The organism is Methylotenera sp. (assembly GCF_029946165.1).
Classification (GTDB): domain Bacteria; phylum Pseudomonadota; class Gammaproteobacteria; order Burkholderiales; family Methylophilaceae; genus Methylotenera.
The window spans coordinates 31,816-51,725 of record NZ_JAQSDZ010000011.1 but is presented as its reverse complement, the minus strand read 5'-3'; the positions used below and the strand labels follow the sequence as shown (position 1 = coordinate 51,725).

Sequence of the window (19,910 nt, the reverse complement as noted above, 5' to 3'; positions counted from 1 at the left end):
TGGTTATAAAAATTAACTATGTTTGTAATAATTTACTATCCAATGCCGACTAAATATAAAAGTTATTTAAAATATAAGGTGAAATAAACTATGCTTGATTCTGTTAAAGACTACTATGGCCGTCAGTTGCAAAGTTCTGACGATCTAAAAACGACCGCTTGTTGTGACATCAGCCAAGTACCCAATTGGTTGAAACCCCTACTGGCGCGCATTCATCCTGAAGTTACTTCGCGCTATTACGGTTGCGGCCTAGTGTGCCCGCCGCTACTGGAAGGGTGCCGCGTGCTGGATCTAGGTAGCGGCTCGGGTCGTGATGTTTATGCGCTGGCACAACTTGTGGGGGTAACGGGTGAGGTTATCGGCGTGGATATGACTGACGAGCAACTAGATGTCGCCAACAAATATCTTGACTACCATGCCGAAGCCTTTGGGTTTAGCAATGTCACTTTCAAGAAGGGTTATATCGAGCATCTTGATGAGCTTGATCTAGAAAGTAATAGCTTTGATGTGATTGTTTCCAATTGTGTCATTAACTTGTCGCCAGATAAGGATGCGGTGCTGCGCGAGGTGCATCGCTTGCTCAAACCGGGAGGTGAATTTTATTTTTCCGATGTTTACGTTAATGCTCGCGTACCTGGTGCGGTGAGTCATGACCCGGTTTTTTACGGCGAATGCCTAGGCGGTGCGCTGTACTGGAATGATTTTTTGAATCTTGCCAAACACAGTGGTTTTGCCGATCCGCGGCTGGTGGAAGATCGTCCACTGGAAATTACTGACCCTGAAATTGCCGCGCATGCTGGCAATTTGCGTTTTTACTCCGCGACATATCGCCTGTTCAAGGTGGATGGTTTAGAACCTGCCTGTGAGGATTATGGTCAAGCCGTGGTTTATCGTGGCACCGCGCCTGAACAGCCGCATTTATTCGTGCTGGATAAACATCATCACATTGAAAAAGGCCGTGTATTCCCTGTTTGCGGCAACACCTGGAAAATGCTGCATGAAACACGCTTTAAAAATCACTTCGATTTCATTGGTGATTTTAGTCAGCACTTCGGTATTTTTGAAGGTTGCGGTACGGCTATTCCATTTGATAGCAGTACCACTGTGGATGGCAGTAAAGGTTCTTGCTGCTGAATCAGGTTAATTATAAAGAGATTCTTCATGTTCAAAATCAATCAATTGATTGCCTCAGTTTTAATGTTGGCAATAACTTCACTCACATACGCCGCCGATCAGAAACTGGTGCTGACTGGCTCCAGCACCATTGCACCATTAGCTGTCGAACTAGGCAAGCGCTTTGAAAAACTCAACCCTGGTGTACGCGTGGATGTGCAGTCTGGCGGTTCTTCGCGCGGGGTGAGCGACGCCCGTAGTGGGCTGGCCGACATCGGCATGGCTTCGCGCGCGCTCAAGGATGAAGAAAAGGACCTAAAAAGTTTTACCATTGCCTTGGATGGCATTGGCGTTATCCTGCACAAGGATAACCCGGTGAAAACACTTACCGATCAGCAGGTGATTGATATTTATACCGGCAAGATCACCAACTGGCGTGATGTGGGCGGCAAGGATGGTCGCATTACCGTAGTAAATAAAGCCGAAGGGCGTTCTACGCTTGAGCTTTTTACGCATTATTACAAATTAAAAAATAGTGACATCAAGGCGCAAGTAGTGATTGGCGATAACCAGCAAGGTATTAAAACCGTGGCCGGTAATCCAGGTGCAATCGGCTATGTTTCAATCGGCACTGCTGAATTTGAGTCTGGCAATGGCACGCCGATTAAATTGTTGCCTATGGAGGGCGTAGCGGCTTCAGTCGAAAATGTGCGTAATGGCAGTTTCCCATTGTCGCGCCCACTTAATCTAGTAACCAAATATGTACCTATGGGACTCGTGAAACAGTTCATTGATTTTACACGTTCGAAAGAGGTGGCCGATTTAGTTGAGGCGCAGTATTTTGTCCCGCTCCCGCACTGATCAGCCACTGATAAGTGTATTGGCAATCTCAGCGGTTATTGCAGCTGCGATTTTGCTATTGATTTTATTGTTTCTGCTACGGGAATCGTGGCCAGTGTTAAATAAAGTTGGCATTTTAAGATTTTTTACCGATGATGGCTGGTATCCGCTAGAAGCACGCTTTGGGCTGGCACCTATGCTATGGGCAACGCTGGCTGTTGGCATCGGTGCTGTGTTGGTGGCGACGCCATTGGGCTTGGCTGCTACATTATTTACACGGTTTTATGCGCCACGATGGTTGGCTTTGCCGTTTCAGCGCATGGTGGCTTTGTTGGCAGGCATTCCCTCGGTGGTATTTGGCCTCTGGGGATTAACTGTGCTGGTGCCATTCATTGCTGCATTCGAGCCACCAGGCGCGAGTCTTTTGGCTGGTATTTTAATACTCACAATCATGATTTTGCCCACTATTGCACTGACTGCCGATGCAGCTTTGGCCGCCGTGCCCGAGCATTATCTGCGCGGTTCGGCAGCATTGGGTTTTTCGCGCGCCACCACCATACTCGGCGTACTATTGCCTGCGGCAAAGGCAGGTATTACTGGCGGCATTCTATTGGCGGCAGCACGTGCGCTGGGTGAGACCATGGCGGTACTGATGGTAGCTGGCAATGTGGTACAAACCCCAACAAGTCTATTTGACCCGATACGCACGCTCACAGCCAATATTGCCTTGGAAATGGCGTATGCCACTGGCGATCATCGCGCATCCTTATTTGTTTCAGGGCTAATGTTAATGGGCTTGGTGCTGGTTTTAGCCATGTCTGCAAGCCGTTTGGGCGGAGGGCGCTTGCATGGATAATTCGCATCAAGCTTATGGCCAGTTAATGGCGTGGAAACGCGATCATTTGATGACGCTGTTTATCTGGCTTGCAGCACTAATGGTGGCAGGGGCATTTTTATGGCTGTTGGGTGATCTGTTGGTGCATGGCGCAACGCATCTTTCCTGGTCATTCCTTGTTGATGCCCCAGAAAATGCAGGACGTGCTGGCGGCATTGGTTCGATTATAGTTTCTACACTGCTGATTTTGACAGTAGCCATGCTCGCGGCCGTACCGCTGGGGCTGGCAACAGCGGTATTGTTGACCGAATTTATCTCAGCCACCAGTCGCTTTGGCCGTTTGATTGGCATGAGTCTCGATGTGCTCGCAGGTGTGCCTTCTATCGTGTTTGGTCTATTTGGCAATGTTTTTTTTAGTGTGTATTTAGGTCTAGGTTTCTCAATTCTTTCTGGCGGGTTAACGCTGGCTTGCATGGCATTGCCAATTTTCATCAACACCGCAGAAGCTGGCTTGCGCGCAGTGCCAGATGAATGGCGTGCTGGCGCTGCCGCGCTGGGCTTGTCGCGGGGTGCGGCACTGTTGCATATATTGATTCCTGCTGCTGCACCAGCGCTAACTGCAGCGCTGTTATTAGGTGTCGGCCGCGCCATGGCTGAAACTGCAGCACTGATTTTTACCAGTGGTTATGTAGATCGTATGCCATCCTCACTAATGGACTCTGGTCGTGCATTATCAGTACATATTTATGACTTATCTATGAATGTCGCTGGTGGCGATGCCAATGCCTATGCCTCAGCACTCATATTGATTGTACTGCTGATGATTATTAATGGCATTGCGCAGAGTTTGTCAGAAAAACTGTTACAACGAAGGATAATTACAGCATGACGGTCATTGAAAAAAATGTTTGCTGCACCCCATCTGAAATGTCTTCCGAGGCTTTTACACTCGGACCTTTGCAATTGGGCCCGCCATGCTGCGACCCTGAACCACACATTCAGATTAAAAATCTGTCTTTAAGTTATGCCGATAAAACCGCGTTGTCAGGTGTTAGTCTGGATATTTACCGTGGATGCATCACTGCGCTAATTGGCCCTTCTGGCTGCGGAAAAACCAGTTTTCTTTCAAGCCTTAATCGGCTGACCGATATGATTGCCGGCTGCAAAATTAAAGGTGAAATTCTGGTTGATAGTGTGAATGTACACGCTGCCAATACCGATGTGCAGGCATTGCGGCGCAGAATAGGCATGATTTTCCAGAAGCCCAATCCATTTCCACTTTCTATCCGCCGTAATCTCGAAATGCCCTTGAAAGAACATGGCATTAGAGATCGTTACGTGTTGAGCCATCGCGTTGAAAAAGCACTGACCGATGTTGGCTTGTGGGATGAAGTGAAAGATCGTCTGGATAGTCCAGCATTGGCGCTTTCAGGCGGGCAGCAACAACGTTTGTGTATTGCCCGCGCACTGGTGCTGGAGCCAGAAATCCTACTGATGGATGAGCCTTGTAGTGCACTTGATCCACTATCTTCTGCTGTGGTTGAAGATTTGATTAAAAGCTTGCGTGGTCGCTATACTGTGGTTATCGTTACCCATAATCTTGCTCAGGCACGACGTATTGCCAATTATGCTGGTTTCTTTTGGATGCAGGAACGCACCGGCACATTAATTGAATTTGGTCGTTGTCAGCAGATATTTGAAGCGCCTGCGCATCAATTAACCGCAGCTTATGTGAGTGGCGCGCGAGGGTAAATAAAGATAAACCGCAACTAATTCTGTTGGAAAAAAAGATGTTTGTCTGAGCAAAGCTTGAGATTAAGTAAACATAATTTATTGAGAAAGAAATGACGCTTTTATTTAAAACAGCATTGAAACCGCATATATTGAAAAACTCAATCAAGGTTTCTTTAATTGTAGGTACGATATTAAATCTTATTAACCAAGGGGAGCACTTTTTGAGTGACGGAAGTATTTCTTATGCCCATTTGATAATGAATTACTTGGTACCTTATTTAGTGTCAACTTACAGTGCTTCCATTAATGAAATTTCAACTGGAAAACGAAATGAAGATTAATTTGGAGAAATCAACCAAAACCACTTCAGAGTTCTTGCATGATGGTGAAGTGGTCGAAGACTTGAGGCGACAGATGCTTAAATTTGCCACTCAACAATTAGGTGATTTCCACCTTGCCGAAGATGCCGTACAGGATGCGCTAATAGGAGCATTAAAAAACGTAACTTCATTTGGCGGGCGAGCAGCGCTTAAAACCTGGGTGTTTGCAATTCTTAAAAACAAGATTGCTGATGTGCTTAGAAGTAAGCAAAAAACGGTTAATGTGAGTAGCTTGCAAGGGGCTGGTGAGGAGGATGAGAATGAAGATTTTATGTCATTGTTTGATCAAAAAGGGGGATGGAATCATGATGACAGACCCTCACAATGGTGTGATCCAGAAGCATCACTAAGTCAGAAAGACTTTTGGATTGTGTTTGAAGCATGCTTGGATCATCTACCTCCAAAGCAGGCGCGAATTTTTATGATGCGTGAATTTATAGAGCTGGAAACAGATGAGATATGTGAAGCAGCTGACATCACAATTAATTTGCTTTTCGTCACCTTATATCGCGCACGCATGCGGCTAAGGGAATGTATGGACATGAATTGGTATCAAAGGAGTCAGAATCATGCTGAGTTGTCGTGAAGTAACATTATTACTTTCGGAGTCGTTGGAACACCCATTGAAACTCCGAGAAAGAATGGCATTGAAAATTCATCTTGCCATGTGCGATGGTTGTCATAGCTTTGAAAAACAAATGTTTTCTCTAAGGGGAGTTGCTAAGCAGTATGTAAACGGCTTGGCAGATGAGTTGATTAAGTGTGAAGATGAGTTACCCCCACCTCCGTTATAGTTGTTTAACTATATCACTCAAAATTAAAACGGACAGCACAACATGTTAGCTTTTCGCTAACATGTTGTGCTATTTAAGCATTTAATATAGCATCCAATCCACCCTTGCGGTCAAGGTCAACCAGATCATCATATCCACTGACATGTATGTCGTTAATAAAAATTTGAGGTACAGTGCGTCGTCCCGTGCGTTGAATCATTGCATCTCTTTCATTTGAAAGTCGGTCAACTAAAATTTTATTAATTTGTGAAAATCCCTTGTTGGCCAAAAAGTTTTCTGCAGCCACGCAGTATGGGCAAGTGCTGGTGCTGTATATTGTGATATTGGTCATTTCTATGTTCCTTAGCTGTAAGTTTAAAACTAAAAATAATTGAAATTAAATTCCATAAATACCTTTAGATAATACCTTTGTCGGCAATGCTATAGGTTTTCTTACAATTTTTTAAGGTAGCTATGCTGGAGAATGATTTTGATTGATATGTAATAAATTTGCCTTATTCCCGACTAAAACTTTATATAAGTTGCCAAATTTTTGCGCAATATGAGCTTCAGGAGTGGCCAAATGTTAAATTGCAAACAATCGAGCGAGTTGATATCTCAGGCGTTAGATGAAGAGCTACCTTTGTTTAAACGTATGATGCTAAAGGTACATATCATTACTTGCCCGGGTTGTGCAATATTTTCTAGGCAGCTATCAATTATTCATAAAATTGCGCCATTTTTTATTCAAAAACAGGATGCTTCTTTAGCCTTACTCCCAGATGATGCCAAGACTAGGATAGCTGAAGCAATGAAGTCAATCGTTGAGAAAGGTTGAATAAGCCGCTACTCATTGAATTGTCCGTTGCCAGACAAATTGAGCACAGTAGTGTAGGCGTGGTTTGTAGTTATTACCCATGCGGTTTGTAATAATTTTATTGAATGGTGCCAAACTTTAGAAAATATTAAAAATATATTTTATTTGCTGTAATAAATTGAAAGCGCCTACGACTATTCGTTGTAATCAAAATATTAATTTTGAGGACTTGAAGTTTTTAGATTATTAGCATTTTGATTTATCACTCAAATTATTTGGAGAATTAAAGATGAAAACACAACACAAACTTTTAGCAACGACGCTTTTAGCAGGCGCTATAACACTTGGAATGGGAAGCTCTATTGCCAATGCCAACCCATGTAGCCCTTGTTCACCAAAGGCTAAAACAACGCATAAGCATGATATGAAAAACCCATGTGCAGCTAAAAATCCTTGCGCTGCTAAAAATCCATGTAGTGCGAAACCATGTGCAGCTAATCCTTGCGCTGCTAAAAATCCTTGCGCTGCCAAGAACCCTTGTGCGGCTAAAAATCCCTGTGCAGCTAAATAAGCACTTTTATTCATGGAGAGAAATATCATGAACACACAAATAAAGCCGATTAAAGCAGCAATACTTTCAGCAATTTTTGGCGCAGTGATAGGCATGCCAGTGGCTATGGCTGCATCACCTTGCGCACCATGTGCGCCGCGAGCATCTAAACGTAACCCTTGCAGCCCATGTGCTGCGAAAAATCCCTGTGCTGCAAAGAACCCATGTGCAGCCAAGAATCCATGTGCCGCTAACCCTTGTGCTGCTGGATCTCATATTGATGCTAAATTGGTCACTCGTCCTAAGGGCACAACACCGTACAAAGGAAATAAACAAGCCTTGCTGAAAGAAGGCGAAAAGTTGTGGAATAACCCCAAGTTAAGTAGTAGCGGCAATATTTCATGTGCTACTTGTCATGGTACAAATGGTACAAATTTGTTCTTACCAAGCTTTACTAAGCCTTATCCGCATCGCGTTCAAATGGCGGTAGATAATGCTGGTTTGCAATCCATTACCTTAGAAGAAATGGTGCAGTTTTGTATGGTTAAACCTATGCAAGCCCAGCCATTGCCATGGAACTCGCGTGAACTAGCAGCTTTAACGACTTATACCGCTAAATTACATAAGGCTTATAAGCCAACAGCTGCAGGCAATAATCCGTGCGCCGCCAAAAACCCATGCGCAGCCAATCCATGCGCAGCAAAGAATCCTTGTGCCGTGAAAAATCCATGTGCAGCTAAGAACCCATGCGCTGCAAAAAATCCATGTGCGGCCAAGAATCCTTGCGCAGCTAAATAGCAATAGGTAGTTTGTTGCAGGTAAACTAGATGCGATGAAGTCATAGACAGGCTCCATCGCATTTTTTTCGTGTATTGTAGGTGAAAATGAAATCTAAAGACTTGTTGCAACTCAATCTCTCAAGCCTGCCACGCGAACAGTTGGAACGCATGGCTGAGGCGGGATTGCAAATTATTGAATGTTATCGCGTCATGAAAAAAGGCAGCATCAATATCGTAGGTGAGTTGCTCAAAGGGCAGGGCGAATTTTATGAGCTCGACCATTATCCCAATGACGATGTGTTTGATAGCGATACGCATAGCCAGTATTATTATCATGCCCACCGTGCCGATGCTGGCGAGCATGGACATTTTCATACTTTTTTACGTCAACCAGGAATGCCTGACGGAACATTACCCGTGCCTTATGATGGTGATGAGCCATGGCCCACTGGTAAAGATGCGTTATCACATTTAATTGCGATTTCCATGGATGCTTATGGCTATCCTCTTGGGTTATTTGCTACCAATCGGTGGGTGACGGCAGAGGCCTGGTATAAAGCTGAGGATGTCATTGCCATGCTTGATCATTTCAAGATTGACCATGCGTTTCCATCATGGCCAGTCAATCTATGGATTTCATCTATGTTGGTGCTGTTTCGTCCGCAAATAGAAGTGTTATTACATGAGCGCGATCAGGTGGTTGCTCAGTGGGTAGCAGCGCATCCTGATATAGATGTGTTTGAGGATCGAAAGCTTGATCTTACGGGGTATATGGCCATTAACGTTGAGGAGCAGATTAAGGCGGTAGCGGCGGCGCTTAACCCACTTAACATAAGTACCTGAAAATCAATCCGACTTGCATATCATTAATCTTTACGCCTGAGCAACATATAGGCAGCAGGTAATACAAAAAGCGAGAGTAACGGCGCAGTCAGCATTCCGCCCACCATCGGCGCTGCAATACGACTCATCGCTTCAGATCCAGTTCCTGTACCAATCAAAATTGGAATTAAACCAGCTAGTATCACTGCAACTGTCATGGCTTTAGGTCTGACTCTAAGCGCTGCGCCTTCAATCAGTGCGGCATGCCAGTCATCTAAAGTATTCAATTTGCCGGCCTTTCTATAACGATCGAGTGCGTCATCCAGATACACCAACATGATGATGCCAAATTCAGTAGCCAAACCCGCTAACGCAATCATGCCGACGCCACTGGCAATAGAGAAATGAAATTTAAGAAGGTATAGAAACCATATTGCGCCTACTAATGCAAACGGTAAGCTGGATAAAATCAGCACAGCTGGTCCAATGCGCTTAAATGTCATAAACAGCATGATAAAAATAATACCCAGCGTCATGGGTACTACATAGCTCAAACGCTTAGAGGCACGTTCAAAGTATTCAAACTGTCCAGACCAGTTCAGTGAATAACCTGCAGGCAACTGCAACTCTTTGTCTAAAGTTGCTTTCGCCTCATTCACAAAACCACCTAAATCACGATCTTGGATATCCACATAGACCCAGACATTGGGGCGTGCATTTTCGCTTTTGATCATGGGCGGACCATCGGTGATGGCAATATCAGCAACACTACCTAATGGCACGGTCGCACCTGCTTCGGTAACGATGGGCAATGTTTTGAGTTTCTCCACAGAGTCCCGTAGCTCACGCGGGAAGCGCACATTAATTGGGAATCGCGCTAGGCCATCCACTTTCTCAGCGACATTATCGCCACCAATCGCCATAGATATCAGTGTTTGCACTTCAGCAATATTGAGTCCATAGCGAGCGGCTTTAAGACGGTCAATACGAATGTCGATATAACGCCCACCAGTGACACGTTCTGCAATGACAGAGCTTGCACCTGGCACCTTCTTCATGATGCGTTCTACTTCTTCACCGAGCTTTTCTAGAGTAGCTAGATCTGGCCCGCCAATCTTGATACCAACCGGGCTCTTAATCCCAGTAGAAAGCATATCAATTCGATTGCGAATGGGTTGTACCCAGACATTAGCCATGCCTGGTATTTTAAGTCGGCTATCGAGTTCTTTAATCAGCTTATCAGTGGTCATCCCATCACGCCACTCAGAGCGTGGCTTAAACTGAATAGTTGTTTCTAGCATTTCTAATGGAGCTGGATCAGTAGCCGTTTCAGCGCGACCTGTTTTACCAAACACGGACTTAACCTCTGGCACCGTTTTAATCAATCGATCACTCAATTGCAAAATTTCTGAGGCTTTTGAAACTGACAATCCGGGTAAGGCAGTCGGCATATACAGCAGATCACCTTCATCTAAAGGTGGCATAAATTCACTGCCAAGTTTGCCTAATGGCCATAAGGTAATTAACACCACAATTACCGCAGCGCCTATCGTTAGTTTAGGATGGCGCAACACACTACCTAGCATGGGTTTATAAATCGCAATTAACCAACGATTAAGCGGATTCTCAGTTTCTGAACGAATCTTGCCCCGAATAAAAAATGTCATCAACACGGGTACCAATGTCACCGACAACCCTGCTGCCGCTGCCATGGCATAGGTTTTGGTAAAAGCCAGTGGCGCAAATAACTTGCCTTCTTGCGCCTCCAGCGTAAAGACAGGGATGAATGACAGGGTAATAATCAGTAAGGAAAAGAATAGCGCTGGCCCAACTTCACTGGCTGCTTCAATGATGACGTATATGCGCCGCTTGTTACTAAGCTCGCCATGCGCATGACGAAAGTCTTCCAGTTTTCGATGTGCATTTTCAATCATCACAATGGCTGCATCTACCATAGCGCCAATCGCAATCGCGATACCACCCAACGACATAATATTGGCATTGATGCCTTGGTAATACATCACGATAAAACTAATCAGCACGCCTAAAGGTAAGGCCACAATGGCGACCAGAGCAGACCTGAAATGCCACAAGAAAATAATGCAAATCAGCGCAACGACAATAAACTCTTCAATAAGCTTATGGCTTAGATTATCAATAGCTCGTTTAATGAGTTGAGAACGGTCATAAGTAGTCACAATTTCCACGCCTTGTGGCAGGCTTTTCTTTAAAGTTTCTAGTTTGGTTTTAACTGCATCAATGACTTCTAAAGCATTTTGCCCTGAGCGCACCACAATTACCCCCCCAGCGACTTCGCCTTCGCCATTTAGCTCTGCAACGCCTCGTCGCAATTCCGGACCAATCTGAATATGCGCCACATCGGAAAGCAGTATGGGAGTGCCTTTATCAGAAACACTGATAGGAATATTGCGGAAATCATTCAGTGACTCAAGATAGCCATGTGCCCGCACCATATATTCCGCTTCAGCCAACTCGACGACCGCACCTCCAGTTTCCTGATTAGCCATTTGAATAGCTGAAATCACTTTGCTCAGAGGTAGCTTGTAGTCACGTAACTTATTCGGATCTATCTGCACTTGGTATTGTTTTACCATGCCACCGATAGTCGCCACTTCAGCAATGCCCGGGATGGTCTTCAACTCAAACTTTAGAAACCAGTCTTGTAAGGCACGTAGTTCACCTAAATCGTGTTTTCCTGATTTATCAACTAGTGCGTATTCATATACCCAGCCCACACCTGTGGCATCTGGCCCAAGACTGGGTGAAGCGCCTTTGGGTAAACGTGAAGAGAGCTGACTTAAATACTCTAGTACGCGTGAACGCGCCCAGTATTGGTCAGTACCATCGTTGAATAATATATAAACAAAAGAATCACCAAAAAATGAATAGCCGCGTACAGTTTTAACGCCTGGTACAGAAAGCATCGTAGTAGTAAGCGGATACGTTACTTGATTCTCTACAATTTGTGGTGCCTGTCCCGACCATTGCGTGCGGATGATGACTTGTGTATCAGACAGGTCTGGAATAGCATCTAATGGCGTTTTGAGCATGGCAAAAACACCCCAGGCGGCCACCATTAAAGTCACCAGCATGACCATGAGGCGATTTACTGCTGACCAGCGTATCAATTGGGCAATCATGGCTTCGCTCCCATTTTTCTGGAAGAGATTGGTATTTGCTTGTCGATATGTTCAATATCGTATTGCTCAGTGTTAGGGTTAGATTTGAGTTCAAACTGCACCGTATCACCCACCTTAAGTTTTGTGAGTGACTGAGCGTCTTTAACAATGAAGCCCATGGTCATTGCAGGCCAGCCTAACTCAGCTATTGGTTCATGTGCAAGCGTGACTTTCCCAGATTTAGCGTCGATCTCCATCACTTTGCCACGGCCAACAGGCATCTTTTCAGATGTTTTTTCTGGCATCTTCATATTACTCAACTCATCCTTGGCAGGCTCTTTCATGCCCATATCTGACATCGCCCCATCTTTTTCAGTTTGTTGCGAAAGCTTACTTAAAACACCCGATAAAGAAGCTTCTGAATCAATTAAGAATTGGCCCGATGCAACTACCTCATCGCCTTCTGATAAACCTTGAAGAATTTCGGTAGAACTTTCACTTTCTTGCCCCGTGCTAACGTCTACGGGATGGAAGCCATTTTTGAGTTTCACAATCACCACTTTTCTGGTACCAGTAGCAATCACAGCCTCACTTGGCACTGACAAGGCTCCGTGTGACTCTCCAGTGAATTCAACATTGGCATACATACTTGGACGTAATCGACCACCCTTATTAGTCAGTTCAACACGTACTTGCAGTGAGCGTGTAGTCGCATCTAAAGACGGATAAATATAACTTACCTTACCTTTAATTTCATCAGCGACTCCCTGCAATCGCACTACAGCGAGGTTACCAAGTTTTAGTTTTGACGCATCACGTTCAGGCACATCAGCAATTAACCAGACGTTGGATAAATCCGTGATTTGCATCAAACTCGTGCCTGGCATTAATTGCCCGCCTTCACGCACATTGAGTTCAGTCAATACGCCAGATGCAGGCGCATAAATGCCAAAACGCGGGCTAGATTTACCAGATTGCGTAATGGCAGCAATCTCGCCCTCAGACATTCCCAGTAATTTCAGGCGGCTACGGGCAGCTTGTGCCAGACCGCTGGAAGCAACTCCTTTAGTAGCAGAATCAGTTTCATAAACACTCAGCGCCAGATACTCTTGTTGCGCTGCTAATAGCTCAGGTGCGTACATCTCAGCCACCTTTTGTCCTTTAGCGACCTGATCACCTATAGCACGCACTAATAGCCGCTCAACAAAGCCAGGAATGCGGGTCTGAACTACATATAATTTCCGTTCATCAGGTTGAATACGTCCAACAGCAGAAAGCTTATTGCCAAAATCATGTTTTTCAACTTTGGCTAAGCGAATACCAAGATTATGTTGTGTTTGTGATGAAATAGACACGCCAGCGTCTTCCCCATCTGCTTCTGCATACTTAGGCTCTAGCTGCATATCCATGAATGGTGATTTGCCAGGCTTGTCGAACTTCTGTGCCGGCACCATCGGGTCATACCAGTACTTGACTACTTTGCCACTATTGTCTTGAACAACTCCAGCTGGTGCAGCAGGTTTTGTGACCATAGAAGTTGAGGGCATAGATTCTTTCACCATAGATTCAGTAGATGCTGTGGAATGAAATTTATCCCAGCCCAGCCAGATAATAATGCCGATTAGAACGGTAAAAATTATTGCTGATAATAAATGGAGTCGTTTCATGATTAATTACCTTTGAATATGCGATTATCGTTGACTAGGTAACCAATCTTTACAGCTGCTCGCTGTCTGTCAGTCAATATTCCCCAGTGATCCATTTCTACTTCAAGCACACCGCGACGCGCTTCCCAGACATCTGCTAAAGAGGCTTTTCCTGCCGCATAACTCGCTTGCATCAAATTCAAACGTGCATTGGTGACAGGAATTAAGCTTGCCTGATGCTCAGCTTCACGCGCTTCTGCGGCATCCCATTCAGCACGTGCAGAAGCTAATTCTGCTGACAGTTCAAGGCGACGGTCAGCGGTTAGTTTTTGTGCTCGTTCTATCATAAGTAATTTTTCACTGGTACGTTTATCTTGACGATTAGCTCTGTCCCAAGGCAGGTCAATTGAGACTTGAACACTGACCATATCGCTTAAATCTGAGCGTCGTTTGCCATATATAACTTCCCAGTTCCAATTTTTAAGGCGTTCTGCTTTTGCTATATCTACATCTGACTGAGCGACTAGCTCTGCCTGCCGCGCATTTTGTAACGCAGGATGGCTGTCAATTTCAGCATTCGTCGCTGCAACTGTATCCAGAAGTTTGGCAGTAATAGTCGGCAAATCATCTGAAATAGAATTATTTGCAGCACTCCCTATCCAGCGTGCCAGTATCGCACGGGCTTTCTGCTCATCACGCTTAGCAACGTAATATTGATCATGAGTCAGCGCACGTTCTTTATCAAGTTGGAGTGCATCACTGGGTGAAGCACCACCTGAACTGATACGAGCAAGCGTCACTTTACGTTCGGCAGCTATTTCGTCTGCAATTTTTGCGTATAGCCCGGATTTTTTCTGTGCCTCGAAAACATCTAACCAAGCTAGAGCCACATCGCGTTGAATTGATCGAATTGTCACGAGCTGTTCTGAATGATACTGATCCGCTTCAGCTTCCATTTTACGGGAAGCAGCATCTCGCTTTAATCTCGGAACGACGTCTTGAGAAAACCCAATATTGGACATGGTCACATCATCCCGATCAAAGCGTAGTGCATCACCATGGTTGATTGGCAAGTTAATCACCCCAAACTTTAGCTTGGGGTCTGGTAGTTGGCCTTCGGCGATAGCAGCTTCGCGAGAAGCGGCAGACGCATCATCCAGTGACTGGATTAATGGTTGGTTCTGGATTGCCAGTTGAATCGCATCATCTAATGACAATCTTGATGACGACTCTTGGTTTGAACCAGTAGTTTGATGTTGCGCATTATGATCAGCATGCACAGAGAATGCAGCCAATGATAATGCGCAGAAAAGCAGAAAATTACCAATAAAGGTATTCATAAAAACGCTCCTAAGCACTAAAAGTAACGAAAAAGGACGCAATTGTCCCTATGCGTTAAATCAGGCAGGAGGTTTTATAGGTGGGTATGGATCGGCAGATAATCCGAAAGAATTGAAGTGTATCGGTTGCTTACTAGTGTCGTTGAAAGAGAAATCTTGATGATCTAAATCTAGCGTAGTAGCCACTGAAAAATGGCAGCCAGCCATCGTGCAATTGTTGTGTTGGGTTTGTTTACCATGGTGGTCAGATGATTTTTGCATGAGCTTACAATGATTGGCATCCATTGAAGACATATCCATGCTCATTATTTGTTGAGAGCCATTCATAGAACCAAGTGCACATGAAATAGCGCAAGCAGAAGCAAGCACTGGGCTAGAAGCCAGCACTAATATCAAAAAAACTGAAATCAAACGAAGTAATTTCATATGTCTGCAGACTATATCAGTCATAAAACGTTCAAACAAGCTTCAGAGAAATATTTTTTTGCTAGAGGAGTGCTTACACGACTAGGAATAGTAAGGATATTCAATTCGCCAGCCCAAATTTCGGTCGTAGATGCACACCTATCCATGTGCCTGCGATGGCGGATATAATCCATAGCCAACCGTGCAGACTTGTTGAAGCTACACCTGAAAAGAACGCGCCAATGTTGCATCCGTAAGCAATGCGAGCTCCATAACCCATTGCCAAGCCACCGATAAGCGAAGCTGCAATAGCGCGTGGAGGGGCTTGTAATGTAAAAGTTAAGCGGTTGGACAATATGGCTGCCAACAATGCGCCTAGTATGAGGCCAATATCCATCAACGAGGTTTCATCCCGAAAAATTCCATTTGCCAGCGCAGCTTGTTGGAAATCACCTTGCCAGAAAGTCGAGGAGGCTGGATTCCAGCCGACATAAGTAGCGGTCTCGGCCCCCCATAATGTAAACGCCCAAGTGATTGACCATGGATGACCTGAAATAATGAGCGTGGCAAAATTCAGGATTGCCAGTGCGAGTGCACCTTCCAGCAAGCTCCATGGCCTAAAGAAAAATGGTTTGCTGAAAGTTTGCCGCCAGTTTTTCGGTGTCGGTAATGTTGTAGCAGTTGCGCGAGGTGTCCATATATAAAGACCAATCAATACCCATACTTGCAATAATACGGCAAATGTCCAGCCTAAACTGTTCCCTAACACCCATACGCCTGCAGATGGCAGTGCTTGCCACCAAGTCATATGCAGGCTGGCCCAAAACGAACCCGCAATAAATGCCAATAAAGTAATGCCCATGCGCATGCTGCCACCGCCAAAGCTGTATAGAGTGCCAGAGCCGCATCCTCCCCCCAGTTGCATGCCAATGCCAAACATGAACGCACCTATCACTACCGACAGGCTAAGTGGGGCTATTGCGCCAGTGACGCCCATACCGAAAATACTGCCTGCGCTGAGTATGGGTGCAAATAGGCAAGTGGCTACAATCAGCATGATGATTTGTGCTTTTATTCCATTTGTTTCACCATGCAAAATTAGCTTGCGATAAGTGGAGGCAAAACCAAATTGAGAAAGGAATAACACCATTCCTAATAATAGACCAATCGCAAATAAGCTTGGAAGCCGAAAGCCTTGTAGCGTAGCTGTGATGGCTATCAGTGACAGGAAAGTGATTAGTGTTGTTGATTTGATGCTTGCCAGGTAACGGTTCATTTTTTGAGTAGTCAATTGTTAGGCCGTTGTGGTTACGTCGGTGCTGGCCAGTAAGCCGTATAGAAAATCCTTGTTTTCAGAAATGCTGCCCTGTATTTTATGGTTGGCAATTACAGTCCTACGGTGCATGAAAATTCCTTTTATTTAGTATTATTAATCAATCGCACCTGGCTTTGCCACTCGCAATTGTCTTTTACCGTGAATCAAGTGCATCTCGGATGCGCTTTAGCGCTGTCATCACATTTTTACGCGGTGTACCGATGTTCATGCGCATGAAGCCTTCGCCACCGGTGCCAAAAGAGATGCCAGTCGACAGGCCGACCTTGGCCTCGTTGACCAGAAACTGCTGCAGTCGTTTATCGTTCATGCCCAGTCCGCGGCAATCTAGCCAAAGCAGATATGTGCCTTCGGGCTGGATGATACGAATCTCTGGCAGTTCGCGTTTGATATAAACAGCTGCCGCATCACGGGTATTTTGCAGATAGGCAAGCAGGCTTTCCAGCCAGGCACCTTCGCCGCGATAGGCGGCCTCGAACGCCACGAGGCTAAACGGATTGGCGGCGCTCATGTGGATCATGTCCAGTATTTTTTGTATAGCCGCGCGTCGCGTTGGGTCGGGAACAATCAGCGCGGAAAGCCCAAGCCCTGGAATATTGAAGGTCTTGCTCGGTGCGATCGCAGTGATGATGTTGGTAGGGTCATCGGTCAATGTCGCCAGTGCGTGGTGCCGGTATTCGGGATAGATCAGGTCTGCGTGGACTTCATCGGAAACAATGGCGAGATTGTGGCGGCGGGCAATGTCCAGTACCTGCACCAGTTCGCCTTTCTGCCAGACTCGACCAACTGGGTTGTGCGGTGAGCAGAGTAGTAGCAGGCGGGCATGACTTGCACACTGCTCCAGATGCTCAAAGTCAATACCATAGCTGTCGTTTACAATGCGTAATGGGTTCTCAATCAGGCGCCGGCTGGTCTTGGTGGCGGCGGAGAAAAACGGGGAATACACTGGCGGCTGCGCGATTACACCTTCATCTGGACGGGTAAGTGCCATTACTGCGGCGTGCAATGACGGTACCACGCCCGGCGTGAGCATAATCCACTCGCGCTCGATTTGCCAGTGATGGCGTTGTTTCATCCAGCCGATGAGCGCGTCATACAGGCTATCTGGCGGCACAGTAGCCGTAAATCGGGTGAGCGGCACGCGCGGTCAGCGCCTGTGTAATGGCTTCTGGCGTGGCGAAATCCATATCGGCGACCCACATAGGCAGTACATCGACAGTGCCGAAAACACCAGCACTGCCATCGTATTTCAGCGAGGCAGTCCCGGTACGGGAAATGTCATCGTCGAAGTTGAACCTCAAGAAATTTTCTCCCAGATGGTGACTTCTGACAGCGAGTGTTGGAACTTGTGTCGAGTTTCGCGGATGACAAAAGGTACTTCCAACGGGCCGTTCACCAAGCGGAAGTGCGCACCTAATATCGCCTTCAGCCCATCTAGCGTGGTAAAGTTCTCTCCCGCCTGTTTGAAGCCGCCGATCCATTCCTCACGTGGAGTATGCTCTTTCAGCCAGGTATAGGGCGAAGTGATCATGAGCAAGCCACCCGGATTGAGCCGCTCATGCACCGTAGCAAGAAATTTCTTCGGGCTGTACAGGCGGTCGATCAGATTGGCTGCCAGAATAAGATCGTAACCAGTAAAGTGCGGTTTGAGGTTGCAGGCGTCGCCCTGCCAGAACTCAACCTTGTGGCGGACGCTATCCAGCCCCAGTTCGACTAACGTACGCTCGTGATAGGTTACCAGTTCGCCTTCGTCGGCCAGAGTGTAGCGCAGCACGCCTTGCTCGGCGAGTTGTACGCCCAGTCCAATGAAACGGGCGGAGAAGTCGATACCAGTAACATGTGCGAAGTGCCGCGCCAGTTCAAAGGTGGCACGCCCAGCAGCGCAGCCCAGATCGAGTGCTCTTGTAGCGGGCTTGTTTTGCATGATGTTGATTACAATATCGCTCAAGGCGTGCGGGAAGTTAGGAGCATCGAAATAGGTATCGCCGTAATGGAATTCCGCATATTCCGATAGCAGCTTGTCGGTTTCATAATGGGACGCTTGCGTGGTGACGGGGGTGTCGGATACCACGTAGCGGAATCCCGCATGCTGGAAGAAGTGGCGGCGAAAGGCGTAGCGTGCACTACGCAAGGCTTCATTGCCACAGGAAATCCAGGAGCCGCCCTTGAACAGGTTGTGACGGTCGTCGAAGGTGGGTGTGGTGAAATCGTCGTACAGCGGATGCACTTTGTATCCATCGAACGGGTAAATGGGCGTTTCTGTCCACTGCCAGACGTTGCCCGCCACGTCATACAACTCACCGTGGCGGAACTCGGTGACAGGGCAGGGTGATGCGTAACGGTCGAGATGCAGATTAGCATTGGCTGACTGGTCGTTGGGCACCTCTTGCAACCCAGAAACATCGTACAGACGAACCCATTCATCTTCGGTGGGCAGGCGCGTAGTACGGCCAGTTAGTCGTTGCATCCAGTTGCAGAACGCTTTAGCTTCGTGGTAGTTCACCTCTACTGGCCAATCCCATGGCATGGCGACTTCTTCTGTCATCAGGCGCAGTTTCCAGACGTTGTTGTCGCGCAGCCAGAAGGTCGGGTGACTGGCTTGCGCGTAGTTTTTCCAGGCGCGGCCTTCCTCTTCCCACAAGCTATCTTCGGCGTAGCCGCCTACCACGACAAAGGTTAGGAATTCGCGGTTGCTGGTGAGGTAGCGAGCAGCCTGGAAGGCGGGGATGTCGGCTTCATGTCGGCCATATTCGTTATCCCAGCCGTAAGTTGGGTCATTCTGTTTTCCCAGTTGCACCGTGACCGCCGGAATGGAAACTAATACGTTATCTGGCGCAGTACCGCTGTTGCGACAAGGCTGCCATGCTGGGTGCGTGCGTACGTATTGCAACGCATGTTGCCGAATTAGCACAGAAGAGGTTTCAAGATGAATGCGCTCGTGCTCGATGCCCATCAGGATGGGCCACCATGAGCTTTCCCAGTCGATGGGTAACGAAAGTGGCAACTTGCCGATCAGTTCATCCACCACGCGTTGCACTTCAACCCGATAGTCGCGCACCGCTTGTACGGTGGGCCAGTCGTAGCTGGCATCGCTGAGGTCGTCCCAGCTCATTTCATCCACGCCAATGGCAAACATGGATTCAAATGTGGGATTCAGGCGCGCATCAAGTAACCCTGCCAGCACCAGTTTGTTAATGAAAAAAGTTGCGGTGTGACCGTAGTAAAAAATCAGTGGGTGACGCAATGGGATGGGCTTGCGGTAAAAAGCGTCATCATTGACGAGTGTTTTGAATAACAGCTCGTAACGGTCACAGGTGGCGTGGAAATAGTCACGGATTTCTTGCCGTTTATGCTCAATATCCTTGCCATTAAGCATTGGCGTGCGGTTAAATAGTGCGACCAT

At 46.5% G+C, this 19,910-nt stretch carries 20 protein-coding genes; 11 read left to right on the top strand and 9 right to left on the bottom strand.

The window, feature by feature from the left end; translation table 11 throughout:
- Nucleotides 1-90 precede the first annotated feature (90 nt).
- The 8 genes from PSV17_RS07785 (at nt 91) to PSV17_RS07750 (ending at nt 5,696) form a co-directional block, all read left to right on the top strand.
- The gene (locus PSV17_RS07785) at nt 91-1,134 is read left to right on the top strand and encodes a methyltransferase domain-containing protein (protein WP_300481273.1); all 1,044 of its coding nucleotides are present in this window, start codon (nt 91-93) and stop codon (nt 1,132-1,134) included.
- A gap of 27 nt (nt 1,135-1,161) precedes the next feature.
- Nucleotides 1,162-1,974 carry a phosphate ABC transporter substrate-binding protein gene (locus PSV17_RS07780; RefSeq protein WP_300481272.1) on the top strand — a complete coding sequence of 271 codons (813 nt, stop codon included), beginning with the start codon at nt 1,162-1,164 and terminating at the stop codon, nt 1,972-1,974.
- A complete protein-coding gene (gene pstC, locus PSV17_RS07775) occupies nt 1,955-2,809 on the top strand; it encodes a phosphate ABC transporter permease subunit PstC (protein ID WP_300481271.1) in 855 nt (284 codons plus the stop codon). Before PSV17_RS07780 ends, pstC begins: the two co-directional genes overlap by 20 nt.
- Nucleotides 2,802-3,677 (top strand): phosphate ABC transporter permease PstA, encoded by an 876-nt coding sequence (gene pstA, locus PSV17_RS07770; protein WP_300481269.1) that lies wholly within the window; start codon nt 2,802-2,804, stop codon nt 3,675-3,677. Before pstC ends, pstA begins: the two co-directional genes overlap by 8 nt.
- On the top strand, nt 3,674-4,540 hold the full coding sequence (locus PSV17_RS07765; RefSeq protein WP_300481268.1) for a phosphate ABC transporter ATP-binding protein: 867 nt from the start codon (nt 3,674-3,676) through the stop codon (nt 4,538-4,540). The genes pstA and PSV17_RS07765 overlap by 4 nt, the downstream gene beginning before the upstream one ends.
- 92 nt (nt 4,541-4,632) lie before the next feature.
- The gene (gene nrtS / locus PSV17_RS07760; RefSeq protein ID WP_300481266.1) at nt 4,633-4,863 is read left to right on the top strand and encodes a nitrate/nitrite transporter NrtS; all 231 of its coding nucleotides are present in this window, start codon (nt 4,633-4,635) and stop codon (nt 4,861-4,863) included.
- Nucleotides 4,853-5,488, top strand: a complete 636-nt coding sequence (locus PSV17_RS07755) for an RNA polymerase factor sigma-70 (protein WP_300481264.1) — start codon at nt 4,853-4,855, stop codon at nt 5,486-5,488. Before nrtS ends, PSV17_RS07755 begins: the two co-directional genes overlap by 11 nt.
- Nucleotides 5,472-5,696: a zf-HC2 domain-containing protein gene (locus tag PSV17_RS07750; RefSeq protein ID WP_300481262.1), complete on the top strand. Its 225-nt coding sequence runs from the start codon at nt 5,472-5,474 to the stop codon at nt 5,694-5,696. Before PSV17_RS07755 ends, PSV17_RS07750 begins: the two co-directional genes overlap by 17 nt.
- Before the next feature lie 73 nt (nt 5,697-5,769).
- Here the strand turns inward: PSV17_RS07750 and grxC are convergent, their stop codons facing one another.
- Complete coding sequence (gene grxC, locus PSV17_RS07745) at nt 5,770-6,027, bottom strand: glutaredoxin 3 (RefSeq protein ID WP_300481259.1); 258 nt, start codon at nt 6,025-6,027, stop codon at nt 5,770-5,772.
- Nucleotides 6,028-6,258: 231 nt separating this feature from the next.
- Here grxC and PSV17_RS07740 point away from each other — a divergent pair, with 231 nt between their 5' ends.
- The gene (locus PSV17_RS07740) at nt 6,259-6,513 is read left to right on the top strand and encodes a zf-HC2 domain-containing protein (RefSeq protein WP_300481256.1); all 255 of its coding nucleotides are present in this window, start codon (nt 6,259-6,261) and stop codon (nt 6,511-6,513) included.
- Nucleotides 6,514-6,738: 225 nt separating this feature from the next.
- Here the strand turns inward: PSV17_RS07740 and PSV17_RS07735 are convergent, their stop codons facing one another.
- Complete coding sequence (locus PSV17_RS07735) at nt 6,739-7,023, bottom strand: hypothetical protein (RefSeq protein WP_300481253.1); 285 nt, start codon at nt 7,021-7,023, stop codon at nt 6,739-6,741.
- A gap of 67 nt (nt 7,024-7,090) precedes the next feature.
- Between PSV17_RS07735 and PSV17_RS07730 the strand changes: the two genes are divergently transcribed.
- Both PSV17_RS07730 and PSV17_RS07725 read left to right on the top strand, forming a co-directional pair.
- Nucleotides 7,091-7,840: a cytochrome c peroxidase gene (locus PSV17_RS07730; protein WP_300481250.1), complete on the top strand. Its 750-nt coding sequence runs from the start codon at nt 7,091-7,093 to the stop codon at nt 7,838-7,840.
- 86 nt (nt 7,841-7,926) lie between these two features.
- Complete coding sequence (locus PSV17_RS07725) at nt 7,927-8,664, top strand: hypothetical protein (RefSeq protein ID WP_300481248.1); 738 nt, start codon at nt 7,927-7,929, stop codon at nt 8,662-8,664.
- A 23-nt stretch (nt 8,665-8,687) separates the two neighbouring features.
- Here PSV17_RS07725 and PSV17_RS07720 read toward each other — a convergent pair whose 3' ends face one another.
- From PSV17_RS07720 to ovoA, 7 genes are all read right to left on the bottom strand, one after another.
- Nucleotides 8,688-11,804: an efflux RND transporter permease subunit gene (locus PSV17_RS07720; RefSeq protein WP_300481246.1), complete on the bottom strand. Its 3,117-nt coding sequence runs from the start codon at nt 11,802-11,804 to the stop codon at nt 8,688-8,690.
- On the bottom strand, nt 11,801-13,450 hold the full coding sequence (locus tag PSV17_RS07715) for an efflux RND transporter periplasmic adaptor subunit (protein WP_300481243.1): 1,650 nt from the start codon (nt 13,448-13,450) through the stop codon (nt 11,801-11,803). The genes PSV17_RS07720 and PSV17_RS07715 overlap by 4 nt, the downstream gene beginning before the upstream one ends.
- Before the next feature lie 2 nt (nt 13,451-13,452).
- A complete protein-coding gene (locus PSV17_RS07710; protein WP_300481242.1) occupies nt 13,453-14,769 on the bottom strand; it encodes a TolC family protein in 1,317 nt (438 codons plus the stop codon).
- Between the two features lie 60 nt (nt 14,770-14,829).
- The gene (locus PSV17_RS07705; protein WP_300481240.1) at nt 14,830-15,195 is read right to left on the bottom strand and encodes a hypothetical protein; all 366 of its coding nucleotides are present in this window, start codon (nt 15,193-15,195) and stop codon (nt 14,830-14,832) included.
- Between the two features lie 100 nt (nt 15,196-15,295).
- The gene (locus PSV17_RS07700) at nt 15,296-16,450 is read right to left on the bottom strand and encodes a YeeE/YedE family protein (RefSeq protein WP_300481237.1); all 1,155 of its coding nucleotides are present in this window, start codon (nt 16,448-16,450) and stop codon (nt 15,296-15,298) included.
- Nucleotides 16,451-16,643: 193 nt separating this feature from the next.
- Nucleotides 16,644-17,648, bottom strand: a complete 1,005-nt coding sequence (locus tag PSV17_RS07695) for a PatB family C-S lyase (RefSeq protein WP_366910487.1) — start codon at nt 17,646-17,648, stop codon at nt 16,644-16,646.
- A gap of 156 nt (nt 17,649-17,804) precedes the next feature.
- Nucleotides 17,805-19,910, bottom strand: coding sequence for a 5-histidylcysteine sulfoxide synthase (gene ovoA, locus PSV17_RS07690; protein ID WP_300481234.1), 2,106 nt, complete (start codon nt 19,908-19,910; stop codon nt 17,805-17,807).